This window comes from Embleya sp. NBC_00896, from assembly GCF_045207785.1.
Taxonomy (GTDB): domain Bacteria; phylum Actinomycetota; class Actinomycetes; order Streptomycetales; family Streptomycetaceae; genus Embleya.
This window is the reverse complement of the sequence record NZ_CP108777.1, coordinates 630,866-654,049: the sequence shown is the minus strand read 5'-3', so window position 1 is coordinate 654,049 and position 23,184 is coordinate 630,866. Positions and strand designations below refer to the sequence as shown.

Genomic DNA, 23,184 nt, shown 5'->3' with positions numbered 1-23,184 from the left:
CTCGCCATCGGTGGGCGTCGGTAGACATCGGGTATGGCTCATCACACACGATCGGCGGCTCGGCCGTCGCGGCGGTCGGTCATCGGGTTGCTCGCGGCGGTTCCGCTCGCCGGCGGCGGCATCCTCGCCGCGTCCGACATCGCCGACGCCGATGCCGGCACCAGTCGCGGCAGGCCCGAGATACCGAAGGATCTGCGGCCCGGTGGCGCTTACGACCGGCTCATCGCGCAACTGGCCGCCGAGGACAAGTTCTCCGGAACCGTGCTCTTGGCGCACCGCGGTCGGCCGGTACTGGCCCGCTCGCACGGCATGGCCGACAAGGTCCGGTCGATCCGCAACGGGCCGGACACCGTCTTTTGCCTCGCCTCGATCACCAAGTCCCTTACCGGTGTGGCGATCGCCCAACTCGTGCAGCAGGGGCGGATGGGGTTTCAGGCGACCGTGGGGACCTTTCTCGACGGCTTCCCCGCCGAGATCGCGGACCACGTCACCATCCATCAACTGCTGACCCACACCTCCGGCGTCGGCAGGCCGGCCCTCGGCAGCGGGGGACCGCCCGCCGACTGGGACAGTTTCGAAAAGGTGATGGACGGCACGCAGGCCGCCGTTCGGCGGACCCCGTTGCGGTTCGCGCCCGGGACTCGGTACGGGTACAGCAACGACGAGTACTTCGTTCTGGGTGCGATCGTGGCCAAGGTGTCCGGCGAGACCTACTTCGACTACGTCCGTCGGCACGTCCTCGGTCCGGCCGGCACGGTTCGCGCGGACTTCCACCCCAGGCCGTACATCCAGACCGCCGCCGACATCGCCCACCCGTACTGGACGCAACCCTCCGGTCCGCGCGTCGACTTCAGCGCCGGCGCGCATTGCCCGTTCACCAACGGTCCCGCCGGCGGCGCGTACTCGACCGCGAAGGACCTGCTCGGCTTCGCCCGTGCCCTGATGGGCAACCGGCTCCTCACCCCCTCGTTCACCGACGTCGTCACCGGCGGGAAGATCGCCCTGGCGCTGTCGGAATCGCCCGGCCCGCCGACCCAAAGCCAGTTCTACGGCTACGGGTTCGACGACCTCGTCGTCAACGGCCGACGCGTCGTGGGGCATTCGGGCGGCGGCCCCGGGGCGGCGAACCGGCTGGACATCTTCCCCGACCTGGACTGGGTGTCGATCGTGCTCGGCAACTACGACAACAGGATCGATCCCATCGTCGAGCTGGGGCGAAAGCTGGTCACGGCGTAGGCACGACCCACACCCGCGCGGCGAAACACGAAGCACGGATCACGAATCACGAACACGGATCACGAAACGCGGACGGTCGATGGCACGAGCGAAACGCGAAGCGCGAAAGGCGAAACAATCATGACCTCCACCCGACGAAGGATGCTTGGCGCACTGGGTGCGGTCCCGTTGGCCGCGGGCACGGTGGTCGCGACCGGGGGAGCCGCACGGGGCGACGACTTCGCGCGGTCCGCCAAGGACCCGGTACACCTCGGCCCGGTGCCCGACGCGCTCAAGCCCGGCGGCGAACTCGACAGGTTCGTCGCGGACTTGGCGGCCAAGGACGAGTTCTCCGGCACCCTGCTGCTCACCCGACGGGGCCGGCCGGTCCTGTCCCGGGCCTACGGCATGGCCGACAAGCAGCGGAACGCACCCATCGGTCCGGACACCATCTTCGCGCTCGCCTCGGTGACCAAGTTGTTCACCGCCGTCGCGGTGACCCGGCTCGTGCAGCGCGGCAGGCTCGCCTACCACGCGACGTTGGGCAGCTACCTCGACGGCTTCCCACCGGAGATCGCGGACCGGGTGACCCTCCATCACCTCCTCACCCACACCTCGGGCCTGGGTGATCACCGGGAGACGCCGGGCTACGCGGAGGCGGCGGCCGGTTGGACCACGGCCGATCAGGTCATGGACGGCACCCTCGGGTTCATCCGCAAGGGCGGGACGGCCTTCCCGCCCGGTGCCGGGAGCCGGTACAGCAACTCCGGGTACCACCTGCTCGGGACCATCGTGGCGAAAGTGTCCGGCCGTTCCTACTTCGACCACGTCCGCGAGGAGGTCTTCCGCCCGGCCGGCATGGCCGACACGGACTTCGTCACCGCGCCCCGATGGCGCCAGGACCGACGCGTCGCGCGCCCGTACGTGAAGCAGACCTCGGGGCAGCGGGTGGACGACGTCGCGGGGCGGATGTTCATCGGTACGCCGGCCGGCGACGCGTTCTCCACCTGCCGGGACATGGACCGCTTCGCGCGGGCGCTGCTCGGCGACAAGCTGCTCGACCCGCCCTTCACCCGGCTCGTCCTCGGCGGGAAGACGCCGCTGGGACCGCCACCGAAGGGCCCGACACCGACAGGCCCGACGGACCCACCGCCGGGCGGGGGTGGCGGCACGCCCCCACAGGCCATGTTCCAGTGCTACGGGCCGACCGGAATGCTGATCGACAACCAGTGGGTGATCGGGCACGGCGGCGGCGCCGACGGCGAGTCGACCAACATCGACATGTACCCGGACGGCGGCTGGGTGGCGGTGATCCTGAGCAACTACGACAGGGACACGGTGCGGCCCATCGCCGGCATGGTGCGCCGCATCATCACGAGTCCGCGATAGCGCCCTGCCCGGGCCGAACCGCCCTCGGCCTGCTCGGTACCGCCGCCCCGCCGGGTTGGTCGCCGGGCACCCGGGGTCGTCGGGTCCGGCCGTGGCGGTCAGTCGTCCAGGTGGACGAGGGACTCTCCGTAGGCGGCGGACCGCCCTGGGGAATCGCCTGTTCGGGATCAATTCCTCGCGGTGGCGACCGAGTCGAGGACCACGCCCGCGGCCGGTGCGCCGTCGCTCGAACCGTCCGCGACGCCGGCGGCGGCGATGTTTCGCAGGGCGTCCAGGCCGCCGGTGATCCTGCCGAACGGCGTGTAGTTCGGAGGCAGGCGGGTGTCCTGGTAGACCAGGAAGCCCCGCGAGGGGAGTGGGAAGTTCCTCACCAGGGGCTCGAAGCCGACGGAACCGCCTCGCCACCGTGGTGACATGACACCGAGTGCTCGATCACGTCGCCGAGTCGGTGGCCGCCGAGTCGTTCGGGTGGCGACGGGTGCGGTTCAGTCCCGGTCGGGCTCGGTCACCAGCACCGCGCGCAGGAGTCCGGGGAAGGCTTCGTCGACCTCGTCGCGGCGAAGTGCGTTCATGCGGGAGGTGCCGACGTAGTACTGGCGGATGAGGCCGGCCTCGCGCAGCACGTGGAAGTGGTGGGTGGCGGTGGACTTGCTGACCGGCAGGTCGATCGTGCCGCAGCTGAGGTCCTGGCCGGCGGCGTCGAGCTCGCCGAGGATCCTGCGGCGTACCGGGTCGACCAGGGCCTCGAGCATCTGCTGAAGGCTGATCGTCCGGACGTCCGGGTGGGGCAGGACGCGTTCTCGCCCGTTTCGCCGCGTCGTCGCCATCGCCGGTTGACCTCCCGCACACATCGTAGGACACGCGTCGAAGGAGGACGCGCATCGAAGTTCGATGACCATAGAAGTTCGATGATCATCGAAGTTTGACGGTCATCGTACATTCTGCTTGAGTGTGGCACGGCAACGCGTCCTCCGCGTCGCCGACACCGATCGAAGGGCGATGCGTGATGACCAGGACAGTGCGTTTCCACGAACTCGGCGGGCCGGACGTGCTGCGGGTGGAGGACGTGGAACTCGGCGAACCCGGTCCCGACGAGTTGTCGATCCGGGTGGACGCGATCGGCGTCAACCGGGCCGAGGCGCTGTTCCGCGCCGGCCACTACATCGAACAGGTCAAGGAGTTCCCCGCCCGGCTCGGCGCCGAGGCCGCGGGAGTGGTCGAGGCCGTCGGCGCGCACGTGCGGGGATTCGAGGTCGGCCAGGCGATCAGCGTGATCCCCGCGTTCTCGATGAACGACTACGGCGTCTACGCCGAGCGTGCGATCGTCCCCGCATCCGCGGTGCTGCACCGCCCCACCGGCCTGGACGCGGTCGGCGGGGCGGCGGTCTGGATGCCGTACCTGACGGCCTACGGGGCGCTGGTGGAGGTCGGCGGGATGGGTGCCGGGGACACGGTCGTGCTGACCGCGGCCTCCAGCAGCGTGGGCCTGGCCGCGATCCAGGTCGCCCACCGCGTCGGGGCGGTGCCGATAGCCACCACCCGCACCCGCGCCAAGGCCGAACGGCTTCGCGAGGCGGGGGCGGCCGAGGTGATCGTCACCGACGAGGAGGACGTCGTCGCGCGAGTGCGCGAGCTGACCGCGGGACGGGGCGCCGAGTTCGTGTTCGACGCCGTCGCCGGCCCCGGTGTGGTGGACCTGGCCAGGGTGGTCGCCCCCGGTGGCACGCTCCTGGTGTACGGGGCGCTGAGTGGCGAGGTCACCCCCTACCCGGGGTTCGAACTCGGCATGCCCGCGCTGAACATGCGCACCTACACCGCCTTGGAGACGACCACCGATCCGGAACGGCTGCGCCGCGCGGAGGCGTTCATCTCCTCCGGCCTGCGCACCGGTGCCTTCGAGCCCGCCGTGGACCGCACCTTCGACCTGGACCGGATCGTCGAGGCGCACCGCTACATGGAGGCCGGCGCCCAGGTGGGCAAGATCGTCGTCACCGTGGACCACTGAGGATCCCCTCGGGACCATCCGGCCGCGCCGCCCGGCCGCGCCGCTCCGCGATCAGGCGCACCTCGTAGCCGGCCCGTCCCTCGGGCGGCACCCGACCGGCGAGCGCGAAGATCTCGGCCGGCCCGGTCACGTCCAGCGCGTTGACCCCGGGGAAGGCCGGGATCACGACCAGATGCGGAAGGGGAGGGGAAGGGCTCGTGCGTCCATCCTCACCGCCGGGCGGAATATCTGCAATGACAGGAGTCTGCAAGATTCGGACACGCGGTGTGCGTGCCGTCCCGCGCATGCCGATCACTCGTTGGAGGCACCCGGCTCGCACGAATCGGGCGGCGCGCGTCTCCTGGTGAGGGGGCGCTGTGCCGTCCCACCCCCAGATCGTCGATCCGAACGCAGGAGTGCCATGTCCATCGACGCACCAGGATCGGACTCGAACCCCGCGCGCGCCCGCCGGCCGGCGGGCGCGCGGGGAGGTGTGGCCGGGGCGCCCCGTACCGCTCGACACCGGCCCAAAGGGCGTGCGGTGACGTCGAAGGCAAGAGTCGTCACACCCGATACGTCGAGGCTGTCGCCCCGGGAGCGCGCCGATCGCGGCCGGGCGGCTCGCGCGAACGCGCCCCGGTCCAGCCATGCCGAATACGCACCGGGCCCGCGGCGGGCGGACCCGGTGGACGTCATCGAGAAGCAGTCGGCCGCGCGGGTACCGGAGTTGGTGCCGATCCGCTACGGCCGTATGTCCGAGTCGCCGTTCCGCTTCTATCGAGGGGCCGCCGCGATCATGGCCGGTGACCTCGCCGGCACGCCGAACTCGGGACTGCGGACCCAACTGTGCGGCGACGCACACCTGTTGAACTTCCGGCTGCTGGCCTCCCCCGAGCGACTCCTGCTGTTCGACATCAACGACTTCGACGAGACGTTGCCCGGCCCGTGGGAGTGGGACGTCAAGAGGTTGGCCGCGAGCCTGGTCATCGCGGGGAGGGAGAACGGCTTCACCGACCGCGAGCGCGGCGATGTCGTCCGGTCCGCCGTGCGGTCCTACCGGGAATCGATGCGCCGCTTCGCCGGCATGGGCAATCTCGACGTGTGGTACGCCAAGGTCGACGCGGATCGGCTGCAGGACCTGGCCTCGGGGCGGTTGCACAAGCGCGGCCGCAAGCGCATGTCCCGGGCCCTGGCCAAGGCACGCACGCGGGACAGCCTCCAGGCCTTCGACAAGCTCACCCGGGTGGTCGACGGCAAGCGTCGGATCGCGGCCTCGCCGCCGTTGATCACTCCGGTCTCCGATCTCCTGCCGGGCGGTGAACGCACCGTGTTCGAGGAGAAGATCCACGGCCTGATCGACCGGTATCGGCGCAGCCTCCGGTCGGAGCTTGGGAGTCTGCTCGATCAGTACACCGTGGTCGACATGGCACGCAAGGTCGTGGGGGTCGGCAGTGTCGGCACCCGTTGTTGGATCATCCTGCTGCTCGGTCGGGACGGCGAGGACCCACTGTTTCTCCAAGCCAAGGAAGCCGACGAGTCGGTCCTGGCCCCGCACGTCGGCGAAAGCGGGTACGCCACCCAGGGGGAGCGGGTCGTCGCGGGCCAGCGCCTGATGCAGGCCGCCGGCGACATGCTCCTCGGCTGGGAGCGGGTGACCGGGATCGACGGTCGCGAGCGGGACTTCTACGTGCGTCAGTTGCGTGACTGGAAGGGCATCGCCGAACCGTCGCTGATGGCTCCGGAGGGCATGGGTGCGTTCGGCGAGCTGTGCGGCGCCACGCTCGCGCGCGCACACGCCAGATCCGGGGACCGGATCGCCATCGCCGCCTACCTGGGCGGCGGCGACGTCTTCGACCGGGCGCTGACGACCTTCGCCGAGACGTACGCCGACCAGAACGAGCGCGACCACGCGGCCCTGCTGGACGCCGTCGAAGCCGGACGGGTCACCGCCGAGCAGGCCTGAGGCACCCGGTCTCGCGGGACACCGGCCCGGTGCGCGCGGTGGCGTGCGCCGTCGTCGACGGGCGGCCGATCGCCGTGACGGGCTGTTTTCCGGCGCGTCGGGATTCTTTGCCTTTCGGGGTCATCCACCCGGCGGTCGGTGTCGAATAGGTGGTGAGCGTTGGCCATCACCGGGGGGTGGACGTGTGGAGTCGCAGAGCGGTGCACAGCGGCCGGATGATCATCTACACGACCGGCTCGTCCAGGGCGACGAAACCGCGCTCGCCGAGGCGTACGACCGCTTCGTCGCACTGGTGCACTCGGTCGCCCTGCGCGTGAGCGGCAGTCGCACGGCCGCGGAGGACATCGTGCAGGAGGTGTTCGTCCACCTGTGGGAGCGTCCGTACGCCTTCCGGCCCGAGCGCGGCTCGCTGCGGGGGTGGTTGTGCCTGCTGGCACATCGCCGCGCGGTGGACTGGGTGCGCGCCGAACAGGCCCGCGAGCGTCGGGTGCGGCAGGTGTGCGGCACGGACGTGGAGGATTGCGCGCCCAGTGCCGAGGACAGCGTGGTGGCGGCCGACGAGGCGGGACGCGTCCGGACGGCCGTGGCGACGTTGCCGGCGGCGCAGCGCGAGGCGATCGAGTTGGCGTTCTTCGCCGGTATCACCTACCGGCAGGTGGCCCGTCAGCTCGGCGTCCCGGAGGGCACGGTGAAGTCTCGAATGCGGGGCGGATTACGGCAGTTGGCATCGTTGCTGGCAGACCCGTCCGCGCCCGGCGCGGGCACCGAGACGAGTGGGGAGAGCCGATGAACGCAGGCCACGACCGGGTTCCCTCCGTACTCGCCGCGTGGGTGCTCGGAGTGTGTGAACCGGCTGAGGACGCCCGGGTGCGGGCGCATCTGCGGCAGTGTGCGGATTGCCGGTCCGAGGCCGATCGGCTGCGGGTGGGGGTGCCGAGGCCGATCCTCAACGGTGGCCGCGCTGTTGCGCCGCCGGCGCTGCGGGCGCGCACCCTGGCCGCGGCGTCCGCCGCGCGGCGCCCGGACCGTCCGGTGGGCGAGTACGCCGCCTGCTACGCGGACGCGGTCGCGACGCTCGACGCGCTCCTGGGCGAGGTGATGCCCCGTCAGGACCCGGCGGCCGCAGCCGTGATCGGCGATGCGGGCGTGGTGGGGGAGGGCTGGGACCTGCCCGGTGTGCTGGCGCACCTGATCGCCACCGACGGGGTGCTGTGTGTGGCGTTGGGTGTGCCCGAGGCGGTGCCGTCGGGGATCCCGGCCACCGCCGGCCCCGGGGACCCGGAGGGCCTGCGCTCGGCTCGGGTGCTCGCGCGGCTGCGCACGCACACGCTCGGTCAGGCTCGCGAGATGTGGCGCGAGCAGGCCGGTCGGCTGATGCGCGCGGCCGGGCCCGTGAACTCCGCCGCCGACGTCGCGCGGCTCGTGGACGCCTATGCGGATCGGGCCTTCGAGACCTGGATCCACACCGGTGACCTGGCCCGATTGTTCGGGCTCCGGGCGGTGCGGCCGCTGCGGCTGGATCAGCTGATCGCCTACGGGCTGCGGGCGTTGGGGCCGATGCTGGCCGACCGGACGCCGGTGTCTCTGGTGTTGACGGGGTCGGGCGGCGGGCGTTGGACGTTGCCCCAGGGGCGGCACGGCGCGGCGGCGACGATCACGGCGGACGCCGTCGAGTTCTGTCTGTTGTTCGGCGGGCGCCGTACCCCCGCCTCGGTGCGCGCCGAGATCAGCGGCAGCGCGCCGGTCGCCCGCGCCGCGTTGGCCGCGGCGGCCGCGCTCGCGCCTGTTGTGACGACGATTCCCCGCCGACGGGCGCCCGGGCGCTGATCCGCGCCGGGACCGCCCACCCGGCCGACACGGCACCCCCGGATGCGGCCCGCGAGGACGCGCGACGTCCGGTCCGGTACGGGCGGCGACCCGGCGTGCCCTTCACCCGCCGCCCCGAGATCGACCACGGCACCAACCGGCATGTCCCACAAGGTGGTTCGTCCCTCTGGCGACCGTTACACGGTTGCCACACATCGGCACAAACCGCGATGAGGGCGGCGACGAACCAAAGATGTCACGGCAGATCGTGCCGTGCGAACCTCGAGGGGGAACCTCGTCATGCAGCACAGTCTTCGACCCGTCGCCGCGCTGCTCGCGGTCGGGGCGTTGGTCGCGACGGGCACCGTCGCGCTCACCGACAGCGGCCCCGCCGTCGCGTCCAGCCATCGCGAGGCGCCGCTGATCGCCGGCAGCCCGCAACTCGACAACACCGACCTGTACGCGTTCGTCAGCCCCGACCGGCCCGATACCGTCACGCTGGTGGCGAACGTCGTGCCGTTCCAAGAGCCCAACGGCGGCCCGAACTTCCACCCGTTCGCCACCGACGCCCGCTACGACATCAACATCGACGGGGACGGCGACGGCAAACCCGACGTCACCTATCGCTGGACCTTCCGCGACGAGGATCGGCGCGGCAACGACACCTTCCTGTACAACAACGGACCGGTGACCTCGCTGGACGACGAGAATCTGCTGTTTCGACAGTGGTACACGCTCCAGGAGATCCGCGGCACGAACGCGCGGACGCTGCTGGACCGGGGCCGGGTGGCGCCCTCCCGGGTGGGCGCGGCGTCGATGCCCGACTACAAGGGTCTGCGTGATGCGGCCTTGCACGATCTCCCGGGCGGGGCACGGGTGTTCGCCGGTCAGACCGAGGATCCGTTCTTCCTGGACCTGCGCGTCTTCGATCTGCTGTACGGCGGCGACCTCAAGGAGGTCGGCCAGGACACGGTGGCCGGCTACAACGTGAACACGCTGGTCCTCCAGGTGCCCAAGGCGAGTCTGGCGCTCAAGAACGACCCGGGCCGCAACCCGGTCGTCGGGGTGTGGAGCACGACGTCGCGGCGCGGCATGGACCTGGTGGCCCCCGATGGTCGAAGCCGCGACTGGGGCCGGTACGTGCAGGTGTCGCGGTTGGGCAATCCGCTGGTGAACGAGGTCGTGGTGCCGGCCGGCCTGAAGAACCGCTTCAACGCGCTGACGCCGGACCAGGACCGGACCGTGCCCGAGTTGGTCGACCGCGTCAACAACCCCGAGGTGCCCCGGCTGATCGAGAAGATCTACGGGATCAAGGCCCCGCAGGGCCCGCGCGCGGACCTGGTCGAGATCTTCCTGACCGGCATCGCGAAGGCGACCAACGGTCCGATCCAAGTCGATCTCAACTCGCAGTTGCTGAACAAGGACGTGGATCCGAAGGCGTTCGTGCCGGCCGAGGAGTTGCGGTTGAACATGGCGATGCCACCGGCGGCGAAGCCGAACCGGCTGGGAGTTCTGGGCGGCGATCTCGCCGGGTTCCCCAACGGGCGACGGTTGACCGACGACGTGGTGGACATCGAGCTCCAGGCGCTGGAGGGGGCGGCGGCCACGGGGCGCCTGGTGCCCGCGCTCGCGCGCGGCGACATGGTGGACACCGGGAATCGGCCGTTCGCGGGCGCCTTCCCGTACGTGGGGCTGCCGGAGTACTGGCCGGTCAACCGCGCGCCGCGCGACGGGTGATCCGGTCGTGCGGATGTTGCGAGTGGTGTGTGCGGGTGCGGTGGCGGGGGCGTTGTTGATCGCGGTTCCCGCCGCCGTGCACTCGCCGGGAGCCGACCGGGGGTCCTCGCGGCCCCCGGTCGGGGCGGGCGCGGCGGCGTCGGCGGATCCGATCGAGGTCGCGCAGGCGCGGTTGCGCGAGGTGCCCGACGACGCTCGGGCGCTCGCGGATCTGGGCGGCGCGTACGTGGAGCGGGCCCGGGTGGGCGGGGACGCGTCGTTGTACGCGCGGGCGCGGCAGGCGTTGGATCGGGCCCTGGCGCTGTCCGGTCCGGGGACGCCCACGCGGGTGCCCGCGTTGGTGGCGCTGGCGGCGCTGGCGAACGCGCGGCACGATTTCGCCACCGGGCGGGATCTGGCCGAGCAGGCGATCGCGGCCGACCCGTATTACGCGCCCGCGTTCGGGGCGCTGGCCGATGCCGCCACCCAGCTCGGCGACGCCGAGGGCGCGACGCGCGCGATCCAGCGGATGCTCGATCTGCGGCCGTCGGTGGCGTCGTTCACCCGCGCCTCGTACGACCTTGAGCTGCGGGGCGACGTGGACGGCGCGCGGGTGGCCCTCGATCGCGCGCTGGAGGGCGCGTCGGCTCGTGACGACGTGGCGTACTGCCGGTTGTGGCAGGGCGAGTTGGCGCGCCGGTACGGCGATCCCGCCGGAGCGCTGGGCTCCTACGAGGCGGGGCTGCGGGTCGTGCCGGGAGATCCCGCGTTGCGGGCCGGGCGGGCCGCGGCCCTGGCGGAGGTGGGCCGGGTGGACGAGGCGCTGGCGGTGTACGCGGAGCTGACGGCGACCACCCCGCTGCCGCAATACCTGGCCCGCTACGGCGAGTTGGCGCAGCGGACCGGGCACACGGACCTGGCGCGGATCCAGTTCCGGCTGGTGACGGCGCAGTTCGCGGTGATGGACGCGCAGGGCGCGACGGACGACGTGGCCCGGGCGATGTTCGAGGCCGACCGGGGGGATCCGGCCGAGGCGGTGCGGCGGGCCGAGGCGGAGCGGGCGCGGAGGCGGTCGGTGCACACGGCCGACGCGCTGGCGTGGGCGCTGTTCCGGGCGGGTCGGGCGGCCGAGGCCGTGCCGTACGCGCTGGAGGCCACGGCCGGGGGCTGGCGCGACCCGGAGGTGCTGGCACATCTGGCCGCGATCCGCGCGGCGGTAGGGACCGGAGGCGGGCGATGAGGGCACGGTGGCCGGTCGCGGCGTGCGTGGCGGTGGTGTGGGCCGTGGGTGTGGTGGTCGGCTGCGCGCCCGCGGCGTCGGCGCATCCGCTGGGGAACATCAGCGTCAACCAGGCCCACGCGTTGACGGTGCGCCCGGACCGGGTGGAGGACCTGGCGACGGTGGACGAGGCGGAGATCCCCACGCTCCAGATGGGCGGGCGGCGCGATCTCGACGGTGACGGACGCCTGTCGGCGGGCGAGTTGCAGGCCTACGCCGACGCGGAATGTCCGCGCCTGGCCGGGGGGTTGCGGTTGCGGGTGGACGGGCGGGAGGCCGCGCCGTGGGTGGTGCTGCGGGCGAGCGCGGAGCAGGTGGCCGGGGCGGCGGGGCTGTCGACCACGCGCACGGAGTGCCGGCTGAGCACGCCGGTGGACCTGTCCCGGCCGGCGCGGGTGTCCGTGCGCAACGACAACCATCCGGGTCGGGCGGGGTGGCACGAGGTCACCGCCACCGGTGCGGGCATCGCGCTGGGCTCCTCCCCGGTGCCCCGGGAAAGCCCCAGCGGCGGGCTGCGGTCCTATCCGGTGGACCTGTTGACGTCGCCGCCGGACGTGCGCGACGTGGAGTTGCGGGTACGGCCGGGCACGGACGCCGTCGCGCCGAGCACGCGGCGGCCGGCGCCGAACCCGGTCGAGCGGGCCTACGCGGGGACCCAGCGGCGCTTCGACGCGGTGCTTGGCGCCGATCACCTCACGGTCGGGGCCGGCCTCGCGGCGGTGGCGCTGGCCCTGCTCCTGGGCGCGTCGCACGCGGCGCTGCCCGGGCACGGCAAGACGGTGATGGCCGTGTACCTGGCCACGCGCGGCGCGGACGGGCGCCGGCAGGGGGTGCGGGACGCGGTGACGGTGGGCGCCACGGTGACGTTGACGCATACGGCCGGGGTGTTGGTGGTCGGGACGTTGTTGAGCGTGTCGACGACGTTGACGGGCGAGCGGGTGCTGGCGTGGGCGGCCGCGGCGAGTGGGCTGTTGGTGGTCGGCATCGGCGCGTGGCTGCTGCGCGCGGCGGTGCGCGGGCTGCGGGCGGGGCGGGCGCGGGACGGGGGTGCACGCGTGCCGGTGCCCGTGGGCGCGGGCGTGGGCATGGGGCATCACGAGCTCGCACACGCCCACTCCCACTCCCATGGGCACTCCCACTCCCATGGGCACTCGCACTCGCACGGGCACGCGCACTCCCACGGACACGGACACGGACACGGTGCGGACCCGCAGCGTCCGGCCCGTCCCGGGCGCGGCGTCCTGGTCGGTATGGGCGTCGTCGGCGGTCTGGTGCCCAGCCCCTCCGCGCTGGTCGTGCTGTTGGGCGCGATCGCCCTGGGGCGCACCGTCTTCGGCGTGCTGCTGGTGCTCGCGTACGGCGTGGGCATGGCGGTTGTGTTGACCGCCGCCGGCCTGGTCCTGGTGCGCCTGCGACCGATGGGCCGCCGGACCCGGCACCGGTGGTGGTCGGCGTATGTACCGCTCGCCACCGCCGTGTCGATCGTCGCGGTCGGCATGGTGCTGACCGCCCGCGCGGTGGGCTGAGGCCGGCCGCCGAAATGAGCAGATCCGGAAACGAAGGGAATCGAGCGATGACAACGAGGAAAGCCATGAGGACGAGGACGAGGACGAGGGCGGGAACCACGCTGGTGACGGCGGCCGTGTTGGCCTGCGCCGCGGCGTGCACGGGATCGGGCGGCGACCGGGACTCCGGGCAGCCCCCGTTCGTCGCCGCACCGCAGACGGTGGCGTGCCAGGAGCACCAGGCGGGTCGTCCCGGGCCGGAGTACACCTCGGAGCAGGACGGCGACACGGCCAAGATCATGGGCGTCCTGGAGCACTACACCGCCAACGGCCGCAAGCCCTTCTGCGACGGGAAGGCACCAACCGCCACCGACCGCGCGTGGGCACGCCTGTACATCGACCTGGGCGCGGACCCGGCCTACCTACCAACCGCCCTCGGCGGCACCGGCACCCCGGACGAGGACCCCACCCCCGCACCATGACCACCCGAGCCGGCGCGGTGGGTGCCCCAGGTCACAGGGAACGTTTCCGGGTTCGGCGGCCTCTTGCCACTGTCAGCGTCGCCACCGTCAGTGGAGGTCCCCGTGAGGTTCGCCGGCAACCGTGCCCACCACCCCGTACCCGCCCGCCCGTTCGCCCTCGCATCCGGCCGCGCGGCCACCCCCGGCCCCGCCCGGAGGAAACTCGCCCACCGCAAGCGCGTCGGCGCGGCGGCCGCGCTCGCCGCGCTCGCCCTGTCCCTCGGTGCCCCGCCCGCCGACGCGTCCGCGGCCCGCCACGGCCGACCGCGCGAGTCGTACGTCGCCGTCGACGCCGTACACGTCCTCAAGGTCGGGCGCCCGACCGCTCGCCAGGTGGTCGTGCTCGTGCCCGGAATGTACGGCGCCGCGGGCGACTTCCGGGTGCTCGCCCGCGACCTCGCCCGACGGCTGCCCGACACGCAGGTGTGGTCCGTCGACCGACGCGAGCAATCCCTGGCGGACCTGAGCGGCTTCCAGGGCGCCGACCCGGCGTCGTACTACCTCGACGGACGCTACCGCCGGCCCCCGCACATGCCGGCCGAGGCCCGAAACTGGGGGCTGGCCACCACACTCGGCGACCTGCGCGCGGTCGTCCGGTCGGCCTCCGACCGCGGCCGCCGCCGGGTCGTCCTCGGCGGGCACTCGTGGGGCGCGACGACGGCACTGGCCTACGCCGCATGGGACTTCGACGGCCGCCCCGGCTACCGCGACCTCTCCGGTCTGATGCTCATCGACGGCGGCGTGCACGGCGCGTTCGCGGGGGAGGGGTGGGAGCCGAGGAACTCACCCGATCAGGTCCGGGCCCGCCTGGCCGCCATCGACTCCGAGACGGGAGAGGGGAAATCGGTGATCGACGGATACCTCTCCCAAGCACTCGGTCTCGGCGACCGACCCGAGAGCGCCGCCATTTGGTACCAGCTGATCGCCTGGTACGCCGACCGGGCCCCGCACGCACCCTCCGTCCTCGCTGCCCGCCTCCCCGAGCCGCTGCGCCCGCCGCGCCCGGTGACCAACGCGGGACTGCTCGGCTGGTTCATGCAGGCGTCGCCGCGCACCGCTCCCGCGCTCTCCGTGCACTCCGGCTCCCTGACCGACACAGGCGATTGGCGCGACAACGGCATGACGCCCCTGCGACGCGTCGCCGCCGCCCAGGCGGGCCCGACCCCGGCCGGCTTCGAGTGGTACTGGCCGCAGCGCCTGAGCCTCGATCTGGACGCGGTCGATCCGTACACCGACACGGAGTCCACCCGCATCCTCGGCCTGCGCCTGTGGCACACCCGCGAACTGGACATCCCCCTGTACGCGTTCGAAACCGGCCTCGACAAGGGCACCCAGGGCACCGCGGCGCACTGGCTGACCGCCAACTCCCGCATACCCGGTGCCACCTACGCGGCCGACCCGACGATGTCCCACCTGGACCCCCTGTTCGCCGCCCCCACCCACAACGAATTGACCCGCACCCTCGTCCCGTTCCTCCGCAGCCTCCGGACCGTGGCGGATTCGAGGTAGGCGCTTCGCGAGGCCGTGGCCGTACTGAGCCCGACCTACCTGCCCGAGTTCCAGCAGGACGAGGACGAGGCACTCGACTGGGTCGCCGAAAACTTCCAGCCGGTCACCTGGCTCGGCCCCTGACCCGCACCTCTTGCTCCGCGTCGTCGGCGATCACATACCGGTCCCGAGTGTGGTGGATCGCCTGAGCGGCGCGGTCTTCGGTCCGGCCCGCACCGTGGAGCACCGTGGTGAGGCTCTCAAGGACCCGCACACGGCGTCCTGGGGCTGCGCCGGACCGCACGAGGAGGGAGCGTGTCGGGTCGTGAATACTGGGCGGATGGACATCCAGGCGATGGAGGACGCCCGGCGGTGGCTCGCGGAGGATGGGGTTACGCAGGTCGGGGCCGACGAGTGGACCGATGGGGAGACTCCGGACGGTCGGCTCACCGGCAATGAAGTCGCGCACGAGTGGGCGGGGGTGGTGTTCACCGACGAGCGTCTCGACGCGGGCGGCCGGCTACGGCTCGCGTTCGGGATGCTGGATCTGCTCGACGACTACTGGGTGACGTGTGAGATCGGGTTCGCCCACCGGGGTCCGGGCGGTCCGTTGCCGGCCGAGGTGCTCTGGGACGGGTATCGGCGGCGGCTGGAAGCGCCCCGGGTGTCCGAGGCCGTCACCTACTCCCTGTGGGTCGACTGGTTCGAGGATCGGAGTACTGCGGCGACGGCCTTCGCCGAAGTGCTCGGCCGGGACATCGACCAACTCACCAAGGCGAGCTCCGACGCCCTGCTCCGTCGGGCCCGCCGCGTCCTGGAGTGCTCGGGTCCGGTTCCGTGGCCGGCGAAGCAGGCGACCTACGCCGTCGCGGCGCGGCTGCCGGTCCTGCGCGCGGCGCTCTTCAAGGGCTTGTTGACCAGCTATCACGACATCTACGGAAGCCTGGAGCCGGACACGGCGTTGGCGCTCATCGCCGAACTGGACCTCCCGGCGGACACCGAGCACCTCGCGGCACTGCGCACCGTTCTCACCGCCGGGCACCGAAACCACTACCGCAGCCCGGGCGCGTGGGACGACGCGCGAGGTCGTGTGGCAAGCACGCCCGAGTACGCCCCGACGTGCCACGACACCATCGCCGCCGCCCCGGCCGACACCGGTCGGTGACCGCGATGGGCACCGCCCGATGACAACCGCCCCCACCCGAAGCCGTGGACGGGGTCATCTGGGGACGGGACCTGCCCGGCCCCAGGTACACGAGCATCCCTTTCCGACCCCCTGTGGTCGGAACGCGGCCCACTCGCTCCGCGCGACGGAGGAGAAGGAGGCGTGCGTGGTGCTGGGGTATCGTCGCGGCACGTTGTTGGGGGCGACAGACGGGATCCACGGTGTCGATCCGAGTGCTGGTCGCCGATGATCAGGCCTTGTTGCGGGGGAGCTTCCGCATGCTCGTGGACACCGCGCCCGGCCTGGTGTCGGTCGGCGAGGCGGCCACCGGCGTCGAGGCCGTCGAACTGGCGAGGCGCGAACGGCCGGACGTCGTGCTGATGGATGTCCGCATGCCCGAGATGGACGGCGTCGAGGCGACCCGACACATCTGCGGCCCCTCCGGCGTCCCGGGCACGCGGGTCCTGATTCTGACCATGTTCGACCTGGACGCCTACGTGTACCCGGCGTTGCGGGCGGGGGCCAGTGGCTTCCTGCTCAAGGACACCCGACCGGCGGACCTGCTCACGGCCATCGGCGTCATCGCCTCGGGGGAGGCGTTGCTCGCGCCCACCGTGACGCGGCGCCTCATCGCCGGGTACGGCCGGCAGCCCGGACCCGGCGACCCGATGTCGACGCCGACGCCGTTGCCGTTGCCGCGCGAGTTGGAAGGGTTGACCGATCGGGAGCGCGAGGTGCTCGTCCTGGTCGCCGAGGGGTTGTCCAACGCCGAGATAGGCACGCGTCTGCGTGTCAGCCTGCCGACGGTGAAGTCCCACGTGAGCCATCTCCTCGACAAACTCGGGGCACGCGACCGCGTCCAACTGGTCATCACCTCCTACGAGAGCGGCCTGGTCACCCCCGCCCGCCCGGGCGGAGGATCGTCCCGATAGGGCAACAGGGCGACCACGCGGAAGCCGCCCCCGGTACGGGGACCGGCCGCGACGGTGCCGCCGTGCAGCGCGGCCCGTTCCCGCATCCCGATCAGCCCGTAGCCGTCCGGGCCGGCCGATCCGCCGGGGCCGTCGTCGGTCACCTCGATCCGCACGCACCGGCTGTCGGCCTCGACCGACACCTCGCAGCGCGATGCCGGGGCGTGCCTGGTCACGTTGGTCAGGGACTCCTGGACGATGCGATACACCGAACGGCCCACGCCCTCCGGCAGATCGTGCGTCCCCGAGAGCCGCAGGGCGACCCGGACGCCCGCCTCCGTCGCACGCTCGACCAGTGCCGGCAGATCGGTGACGCCGGGGGTCGGCCGCAGATCGGGCTCCTCCTCGGCACGCAGCACACCGAGCATCCGGCGCATGTCGGTCAGCGCGTCGCGGCTGGTGGCCTCGATCACCCGCAGCGCTTCGAGGGCCTCCCGAGGGCGGGTCTCGGCGACGTGGCCCGAGATCGCCGCCTTGACCGCGATGACCCCCATCGTGTGGCCGACGACGTCGTGCAACTCCCGGGCGATACGCAGACGTTCGTCGGCGGCCGCGCGCTCGGCGAGGTCTCGGGCGGCCTGCGCCGCGAAGGCCCGACGCGCGCTCACCGTCCGGCCGATCGTCCAGGCCCCGCCCAGCGCGCCGGCCGCGGCCATGACCGGCCCCGGATCGATCCGCCACGCGTACGCGGGGCCCGCCAGGGACAGGCCGAACATGCAGCCCGCGCTCAGCGCCGCGATCGCCGGCGTGGGCAGCCGGCGCCTTCGCCACGTGAGGGCGACCGTGTACAGCGCGAAGGCCGGGGCGACGAACCACGTGCGCGTGGTGCCCAGGACCTCCGCCGTGACACACGCGGCGAGCACGAGGACGAAGACCGGCATCGGCCATCGGCGCCGCGCCGCGACCGGGACACCGATGCCCAGCGCGACCGACACGCGGGCCCACCAGGGCACATGGCTGCCGTGTGCCCCATACAGGGCTGCCACGGCGAACACCGCTGCGGCCGAGGCGTCGAGCCCGATCAGCCAACCTCGGGTCAGCCGCCGGGTGACCGCGGAGCGAAGACCGGACTCGTTCACCCGGCCACCCTAGGGACGGAGGTCGCCGCCCGCGTCATACCCGGGTATGTCAGTCGGCGGCCCGATGCGCCCCACGGCCGCGGGTCCGAAGGTGATGCCCATGATCGAAGTGGAACACCTGACCAAACGCTACGGACGGGTCGTCGCGGTCGACGGATTGTCCTTTCGCGTGCGTCCCGGCGCCGTGACCGGATTCCTCGGCCCGAACGGCGCCGGCAAGTCCACGACCCTGCGCCTGGTCCTGGGCCTGGACACGCCCACGGCCGGCGCGGCACGCGTCAACGGCCGCGCCTACGTCGACATGCCGCGTCCGATGCGCGAGGTGGGCGCACTGCTCGACGCGAACACCGCGCACGGCGGCCGCACCGCGGTCGACCACCTGCGTTGGCTCGCCCGAACCAATGCCGTCGACCGCCGACGGGTCGACGCCGTGTTGGAACAGGTCGGCCTGGCCGCCGTCGGCCGCAAACGCGTCGCCGGGTTCTCGCTCGGCATGCGACAGCGCCTGGGGCTCGCGGCGGCGCTGCTGGGGGATCCCGGCGTGCTGATCCTGGACGAGCCGATCAACGGCCTGGACCCCGACGGGATCCGCTGGTTCCGCGAGCGCGTGCGGGCCCTGGCCGGCGAGGGCCGCACGGTCTTCGTCTCCAGCCACGTCATGAGCGAGATGGAACTGACCGCCGATCGCCTGATCGTCATCGGCGCGGGGCGCCTGATCGCCGACACCTCCGTGCGCGAGCTGACCGACCGATTCGCCCGCGGCGTGCTGGTGCGCTCCCCGCGCGCGACGGAACTGACCACGGCCCTGACGTCGGCGGGCGCGAGGGTGGCGGCGGAACCCGACGATCGGCTCGTCGTCCACGGGATCGAACCGCGAGGCATCGGCGATCTCGCCGCGGCACACGGCATCGCGATCTGGGAGATCCGCGCGCGCACCGCGTCGTTGGAGGAGGCGTACGTCGAACTGACCGCCGACAGCGTCGCCTACCGTCCGACGGAGGCGGCGCGATGACCGACGTGCTCGCGGCGGAGTGGCTGAAGCTGCGCACCGTCCGCTCCACATTCGTCGTCCTGGCGGTGGTGGGCATCGCCATGGCCGGGACCTGCGCGTTGGCCGCATACGGTGCGCACACGTGGGACGGGCTGACGGCGTCGGATCGGGAGCACTTCTCCCTGTCGCCCCTGGAATCCCTGTTCCTGGTCGTCGCCGAGATGAGCATGGCCGTGCTGGGCGCGCTGACGATCGGCTCCGAATACGCCGGCGGCATGATCCGGGACACGCTGGTGGCGGAGCCACGGCGCGGCCGCGTGCTGTTCGCGAAGGCGGCGGTCGTCGGGGCCGTCGCCCTCGCGGTCGGGCCGGCCTGCGTATTCGCGACGTCGTACCTGAGCCGGGCGATCGTCGGAGACCGCCCCATCCGGGCCTTCACCGACGCGTCGACCCACACGACCGGCCTGCTGCTCGCGCAGAGCCTGGCGGTCGTGGTCGCCGCGCTGGTGGGATACGGCCTGGGCGCGGCGCTGCGGTCGACGACGGGTGCGATCGTGTCCTTGGCCGGGCTCCTCCATGTCGTTCCGATGGTCGTGCAGAGTCTGCCCGCGCCCTGGGACAGGCGGGTCAACTCGTTCACCCTCGACAGCCTGCCGGGCCAGTTGGCCGGCACGGGCAACGCGTACTCGATCTACGGCTCGGCGCTCCCACCCGCCGCGGCGGCCGGGGTGATGTGCGCCTACGTCGCCGCCCCCTTGGCGTTGGCGACCCTGCGTATCCACCGCCGGGACGCGTGACGCTCCGCGACGCCGCCCACGTGATCGCGATCGAGCGCAGACCCCTCCACGTGCCGGATCACCACCGCGCCGGCCGGACGGGATCCCGGCGGTCCCCGCATCGACATGTGTTCGCGGCGCCGCGGGCCCCGGAGCGCCGGCCGTGCGCCGAGCCGACGACCTGCGCGGCTACCGAGGCGTGCGTCCCCGCCCCTGCTCCTGGCCTGCCGCGAGCCCCGACAGGGCTCAGCCGCGGGCGGAGGCGGGCGGGCCGAGGGTGGCCAGTTCGACCCGCGACGTGATGCCGAGTTTCGGATACGCCTTGTACAGGTGGTAGCCGATGGTGCGGGGGCTGAGGAAGAGTTGGGAGGCGATGTCCCGGTTGGACAGCCCTTCGGCGGCCAGACGGACCACCTGAAGCTCCTGCGGGGTGAGCCGGTCGAGCACCGACTCCGGGGGCCGGGTCGAGGTCGACACTCCCGTGGCCCGCAGTTCCGCTCGGGCCCGCTCCCCCCACGGCAGCGCGCCCAGCCGCTCGAACGCCTCCAGCGCGGCCCGCAGTTGCGAGCGCGCCTCGGCCTTGCGGTGCTCCCTGCGCAGCCACTCGCCGTAGAGCAACTCGGTGCGGGCGCGCTCGAACGGCCGCCCGCCCCGGTGATGGAGGGCGACGGCCTCGGCGTACAACCGGCCCGCGTCCCGGCTCGGCGCGAGCAGCGCCCGGCACCGCAGGGCCACGGCGTCCGACCAGGGCCGGCCGGCCGCGGCGGCCCAGCGCTCGAACCGGGCGAGGGGTTCGGCGGCCCGGGCGGGCTGCCCGCTGCGGGCCGCCGCCTCGACCTGGTCGGGGGCGAAGAAGGTGGCGCCGAGATGGTTGCCGACGCGTCCCAGGGAGGCCGTCTCCAGTCGGTCCAGGGCGTGCTCGACGCGGCCCAGGGACAGGTCGAGCAGGCCCAGGGCCATGACTCCCCACGCCGAGGTGCGGACGATCCCGCGTTCCGTCGCCCTGGCCACGGCGGGCTCGGCCAGGTCGCGGCAGCCCCGATCGTCGCCCGCGATCGCCGCGTGCCAGGCGAGCACGCACCGCAGATGGTCGACCCGATGCGCCTGGCCGATGCTGTCGGCGAGGGCCAACCCCTCCTCGGCGTGCGCGCGGGCGTCGCGGTGTCGACCCAGGAAGCCCTCGACCACCGCGAGGTGCTCCAGCAGATGCGCCGACCAGCCGACCAGGCCGCCCGCCCTGGCGTCGGCCACCAGCGCGTCGAGGATGTCCCAGGACGCCTCGTCGTCGCCGGTCATCATGCCCATCGAGCCCGCGATCAGCCGCTCGCCGGGTCCGTGGGCGATCCCGGCGCCGGCGAGTACCGAGTCCGACAGCGCGCGCATGGCCGGCAGCGCGGTCGCGGCATCGCCCGCGAGCAGGTGCGCGAGGCCGTCCAGGGCACGCGCGAAAGCGCTGTCGCCGGCGATCGCGCCCAGCCGGTCCGCCGCGTCCCGGGCGAGTTCCGGATCGCCCGCGAAATAGCTGTTGCGGACCGCCTCCATCAGCAACCCGGCGGCCTGGTCCCGGTATTCGGCACCGAGCGCCGCCGCGGCGGCGACCAGGAGCCGGGCGGCGCGGGCCGGCGAGCCGTCCTCGAACTCGACGGTGGCGCGCACCCGGGCGATCCGCGCGCCCAGGAGCGGGTCGTCGCGGTCGATCCGCCCCGCTTGCCCGGCCGCCTCGGCGGCGCGCCGCGGTTCACCGGCGGCGAGGGCCGCCTCGGCGGCGGCCACCAGCCGTCGCGCACGCGACTCGGGGACGGGGAGAGGTCGGCGGCGCGCTCCAGAGCGGTCGTCCCGGCGGCGTATCCGCCGCGTCGCCGCGCCCGATCGGCGGCCTCCTCCAAGGCCGCCGCGGTCGGCTCGTCCGGCCCATCGCCCGCCGGCCAAGTGCCACGCCCGACGATCGGCCGCGTCCTCCGAGGCCGCGCGGTCACCGAGGAGCGCGTCGGCGAGGGCTCGATGCGCGGCGCGCCGCCGCCGGGCCGACGCGCCGTGGACGACGGCGGCCCGGGCCAGGGGATGCCGAAACACCACGACCCCGCCCGGTCCGCGGCGCAACAGCCCCGAACGCTCGGCCGCTTCGACGGCGCACGGATCCGCGCCGAGCGCGCCCGCCGCTCGAGACACGACATCGATGTCCCCGGTCTCCTCACACGCGGCGACCAGCAGGAACGTCCGCGCCGGGTCGGGGAGCCGGTCCATCCGGACGCCGAACGCGTCCCGAACCCGCTCCGGCAGCGGCAGCAACGCTGCATGCGGGGCGGCCGGCCCGAGGTCCCCGGCTCGCTGGCGATCCGTGAGCACGGTCGGCAACTCGATGAGCGCCAACGGGTTTCCATCGCTCTCGGCCAGGATCCGTTCGCGCACATTGTCCGCGAGATCGGGGTCGCGTTCGGCGAGCAACGTGGTCGCCGCCGAACGGTCGAGCGCGCGCAGCGACAGTTCGGGCAACCCGACCCGGAACGAATCGGCACCGTCGTCGCGGGCACCGAGCAGCAACAGCACACCCTCGTTGGTGAGCCGACGCGCGGCGAACGCCAACGCCTCGATCGACGCGCGATCCAGCCACTGCGCGTCGTCGAGCACGCACAACAGCGCCCCGTCCCCGGCGAGTTCCGCGAGCAGCGACAGCACCGCCAACCCCACCAGGAACCGATCCCGGGGTTCGGCCGGACCCAATCCGAAGGCGGCACGCAGCGCGTCCGCCTGCGCGGCGGGCAACACCGCGAGGCGATCGAGCACCGGATGCAGCAGGGCGTGCAGCCCGGCGAAGGGCAGTTCCGCCTCGAACTCGATGCCCGTCCCGCGGATCACCCGAATCCCGCTCGCGCCCGCGCCCGCGCCCGCGCCTGCGGACTCGGTCGCGGTCTCGGTCGAGGACTCGGCGGCGGCGGAGGCCGCGTACTCCAACAGCCTCGTCTTGCCGACGCCCGGAGCGCCCCGCACGAGCAGGACCGCGCTGCGACCGTCGAGCGCGTCGGCCAACAGCCCGTCGACGAGCCGCTGCTCCTCGGCCCGGCCGTGCATCAACACGCGCGTCCTCCCGCGTGTTCGGGCGAGGTCGACTCGGGACACGGGGACCGATGATGCCGGGACACGGCACGAGCCTACGGCGTGTGCGGAGTACGACGACCCCGGGCGGTACGAACGGCACCGGATCCGGCGCCGACGCCGGGCGCGGCTGAAGCGCGGCGCTCGGTCGCTCGCGCGGCGGACCGACCCGCAAGATTCACCTGGTGTGCGACCGGCGTTGCCGCCCCTGGCGTTCACCGTCACCGAGGGACAGCCCGCCGA

General features: G+C 73.0%; 20 protein-coding genes. 15 read left to right on the top strand and 5 right to left on the bottom strand.

The window, feature by feature from the left end; genetic code table 11:
• Positions 1-33 precede the first annotated feature (33 nt).
• Both OG928_RS36185 and OG928_RS36180 read left to right on the top strand, forming a co-directional pair.
• Positions 34-1,236 (top strand): serine hydrolase domain-containing protein, encoded by a 1,203-nt coding sequence (locus OG928_RS36185; RefSeq protein ID WP_406291540.1) that lies wholly within the window; start codon positions 34-36, stop codon positions 1,234-1,236.
• Positions 1,237-1,356: 120 nt separating this feature from the next.
• A complete protein-coding gene (locus OG928_RS36180) occupies positions 1,357-2,604 on the top strand; it encodes a serine hydrolase domain-containing protein (protein ID WP_331766232.1) in 1,248 nt (415 codons plus the stop codon).
• A gap of 167 nt (positions 2,605-2,771) precedes the next feature.
• Here the strand turns inward: OG928_RS36180 and OG928_RS36175 are convergent, their stop codons facing one another.
• Both OG928_RS36175 and OG928_RS36170 read right to left on the bottom strand, forming a co-directional pair.
• Positions 2,772-2,975, bottom strand: coding sequence for a hypothetical protein (locus tag OG928_RS36175; RefSeq protein WP_406291539.1), 204 nt, complete (start codon positions 2,973-2,975; stop codon positions 2,772-2,774).
• 114 nt (positions 2,976-3,089) lie between these two features.
• Entirely contained in the window at positions 3,090-3,431 is a 342-nt protein-coding gene (locus OG928_RS36170; RefSeq protein ID WP_331766231.1) for an ArsR family transcriptional regulator, read from the bottom strand.
• A 179-nt stretch (positions 3,432-3,610) separates the two neighbouring features.
• Here OG928_RS36170 and OG928_RS36165 point away from each other — a divergent pair, with 179 nt between their 5' ends.
• Positions 3,611-4,609 (top strand): zinc-dependent alcohol dehydrogenase family protein, encoded by a 999-nt coding sequence (locus tag OG928_RS36165; protein WP_331766230.1) that lies wholly within the window; start codon positions 3,611-3,613, stop codon positions 4,607-4,609.
• On the opposite strand, the gene OG928_RS36160 is transcribed toward OG928_RS36165, so the two are convergent.
• Positions 4,593-4,775 carry a hypothetical protein gene (locus OG928_RS36160; protein ID WP_331768355.1) on the bottom strand — a complete coding sequence of 61 codons (183 nt, stop codon included), beginning with the start codon at positions 4,773-4,775 and terminating at the stop codon, positions 4,593-4,595. The two genes, OG928_RS36165 and OG928_RS36160, sit on opposite strands and share 17 nt — an antisense overlap.
• A gap of 498 nt (positions 4,776-5,273) precedes the next feature.
• On the opposite strand from OG928_RS36160, the gene OG928_RS36155 reads away from it, so the two are divergent.
• From OG928_RS36155 to OG928_RS36110, 10 genes are all read left to right on the top strand, one after another.
• Entirely contained in the window at positions 5,274-6,551 is a 1,278-nt protein-coding gene (locus tag OG928_RS36155) for a DUF2252 domain-containing protein (protein ID WP_406291538.1), read from the top strand.
• A gap of 184 nt (positions 6,552-6,735) precedes the next feature.
• Positions 6,736-7,341: a sigma-70 family RNA polymerase sigma factor gene (locus OG928_RS36150; protein WP_331766228.1), complete on the top strand. Its 606-nt coding sequence runs from the start codon at positions 6,736-6,738 to the stop codon at positions 7,339-7,341.
• On the top strand, positions 7,338-8,378 hold the full coding sequence (locus OG928_RS36145; protein ID WP_331766227.1) for a maleylpyruvate isomerase family mycothiol-dependent enzyme: 1,041 nt from the start codon (positions 7,338-7,340) through the stop codon (positions 8,376-8,378). Before OG928_RS36150 ends, OG928_RS36145 begins: the two co-directional genes overlap by 4 nt.
• A 279-nt stretch (positions 8,379-8,657) precedes the next feature.
• Positions 8,658-10,094, top strand: coding sequence for a DUF4331 domain-containing protein (locus OG928_RS36140; RefSeq protein WP_331766226.1), 1,437 nt, complete (start codon positions 8,658-8,660; stop codon positions 10,092-10,094).
• Between the two features lie 13 nt (positions 10,095-10,107).
• Positions 10,108-11,313, top strand: coding sequence for a tetratricopeptide repeat protein (locus OG928_RS36135; protein ID WP_331768235.1), 1,206 nt, complete (start codon positions 10,108-10,110; stop codon positions 11,311-11,313).
• Complete coding sequence (locus OG928_RS36130) at positions 11,310-12,878, top strand: nickel transporter (protein WP_331766225.1); 1,569 nt, start codon at positions 11,310-11,312, stop codon at positions 12,876-12,878. Before OG928_RS36135 ends, OG928_RS36130 begins: the two co-directional genes overlap by 4 nt.
• A gap of 65 nt (positions 12,879-12,943) precedes the next feature.
• Complete coding sequence (locus tag OG928_RS36125) at positions 12,944-13,339, top strand: hypothetical protein (RefSeq protein ID WP_331766224.1); 396 nt, start codon at positions 12,944-12,946, stop codon at positions 13,337-13,339.
• Positions 13,340-13,441: 102 nt separating this feature from the next.
• Complete coding sequence (locus OG928_RS36120; RefSeq protein ID WP_331766223.1) at positions 13,442-14,887, top strand: alpha/beta fold hydrolase; 1,446 nt, start codon at positions 13,442-13,444, stop codon at positions 14,885-14,887.
• Between the two features lie 304 nt (positions 14,888-15,191).
• Positions 15,192-16,031 (top strand): hypothetical protein, encoded by an 840-nt coding sequence (locus OG928_RS36115; protein ID WP_331766222.1) that lies wholly within the window; start codon positions 15,192-15,194, stop codon positions 16,029-16,031.
• Positions 16,032-16,309: 278 nt separating this feature from the next.
• A complete protein-coding gene (locus OG928_RS36110; RefSeq protein WP_406291537.1) occupies positions 16,310-16,963 on the top strand; it encodes a response regulator in 654 nt (217 codons plus the stop codon).
• On the opposite strand, the gene OG928_RS36105 is transcribed toward OG928_RS36110, so the two are convergent.
• Positions 16,909-18,081 (bottom strand): sensor histidine kinase, encoded by a 1,173-nt coding sequence (locus OG928_RS36105; protein WP_331766220.1) that lies wholly within the window; start codon positions 18,079-18,081, stop codon positions 16,909-16,911. The genes OG928_RS36110 and OG928_RS36105 overlap by 55 nt on opposite strands.
• Before the next feature lie 100 nt (positions 18,082-18,181).
• Here OG928_RS36105 and OG928_RS36100 point away from each other — a divergent pair, with 100 nt between their 5' ends.
• Positions 18,182-19,093 (top strand): ATP-binding cassette domain-containing protein, encoded by a 912-nt coding sequence (locus OG928_RS36100; protein WP_331766219.1) that lies wholly within the window; start codon positions 18,182-18,184, stop codon positions 19,091-19,093.
• Positions 19,090-19,869 (top strand): ABC transporter permease, encoded by a 780-nt coding sequence (locus OG928_RS36095; protein WP_331766218.1) that lies wholly within the window; start codon positions 19,090-19,092, stop codon positions 19,867-19,869. Before OG928_RS36100 ends, OG928_RS36095 begins: the two co-directional genes overlap by 4 nt.
• Before the next feature lie 225 nt (positions 19,870-20,094).
• On the opposite strand, the gene OG928_RS36090 is transcribed toward OG928_RS36095, so the two are convergent.
• Complete coding sequence (locus tag OG928_RS36090) at positions 20,095-22,917, bottom strand: LuxR C-terminal-related transcriptional regulator (RefSeq protein WP_331768234.1); 2,823 nt, start codon at positions 22,915-22,917, stop codon at positions 20,095-20,097.
• Positions 22,918-23,184: the final 267 nt, after the last annotated feature.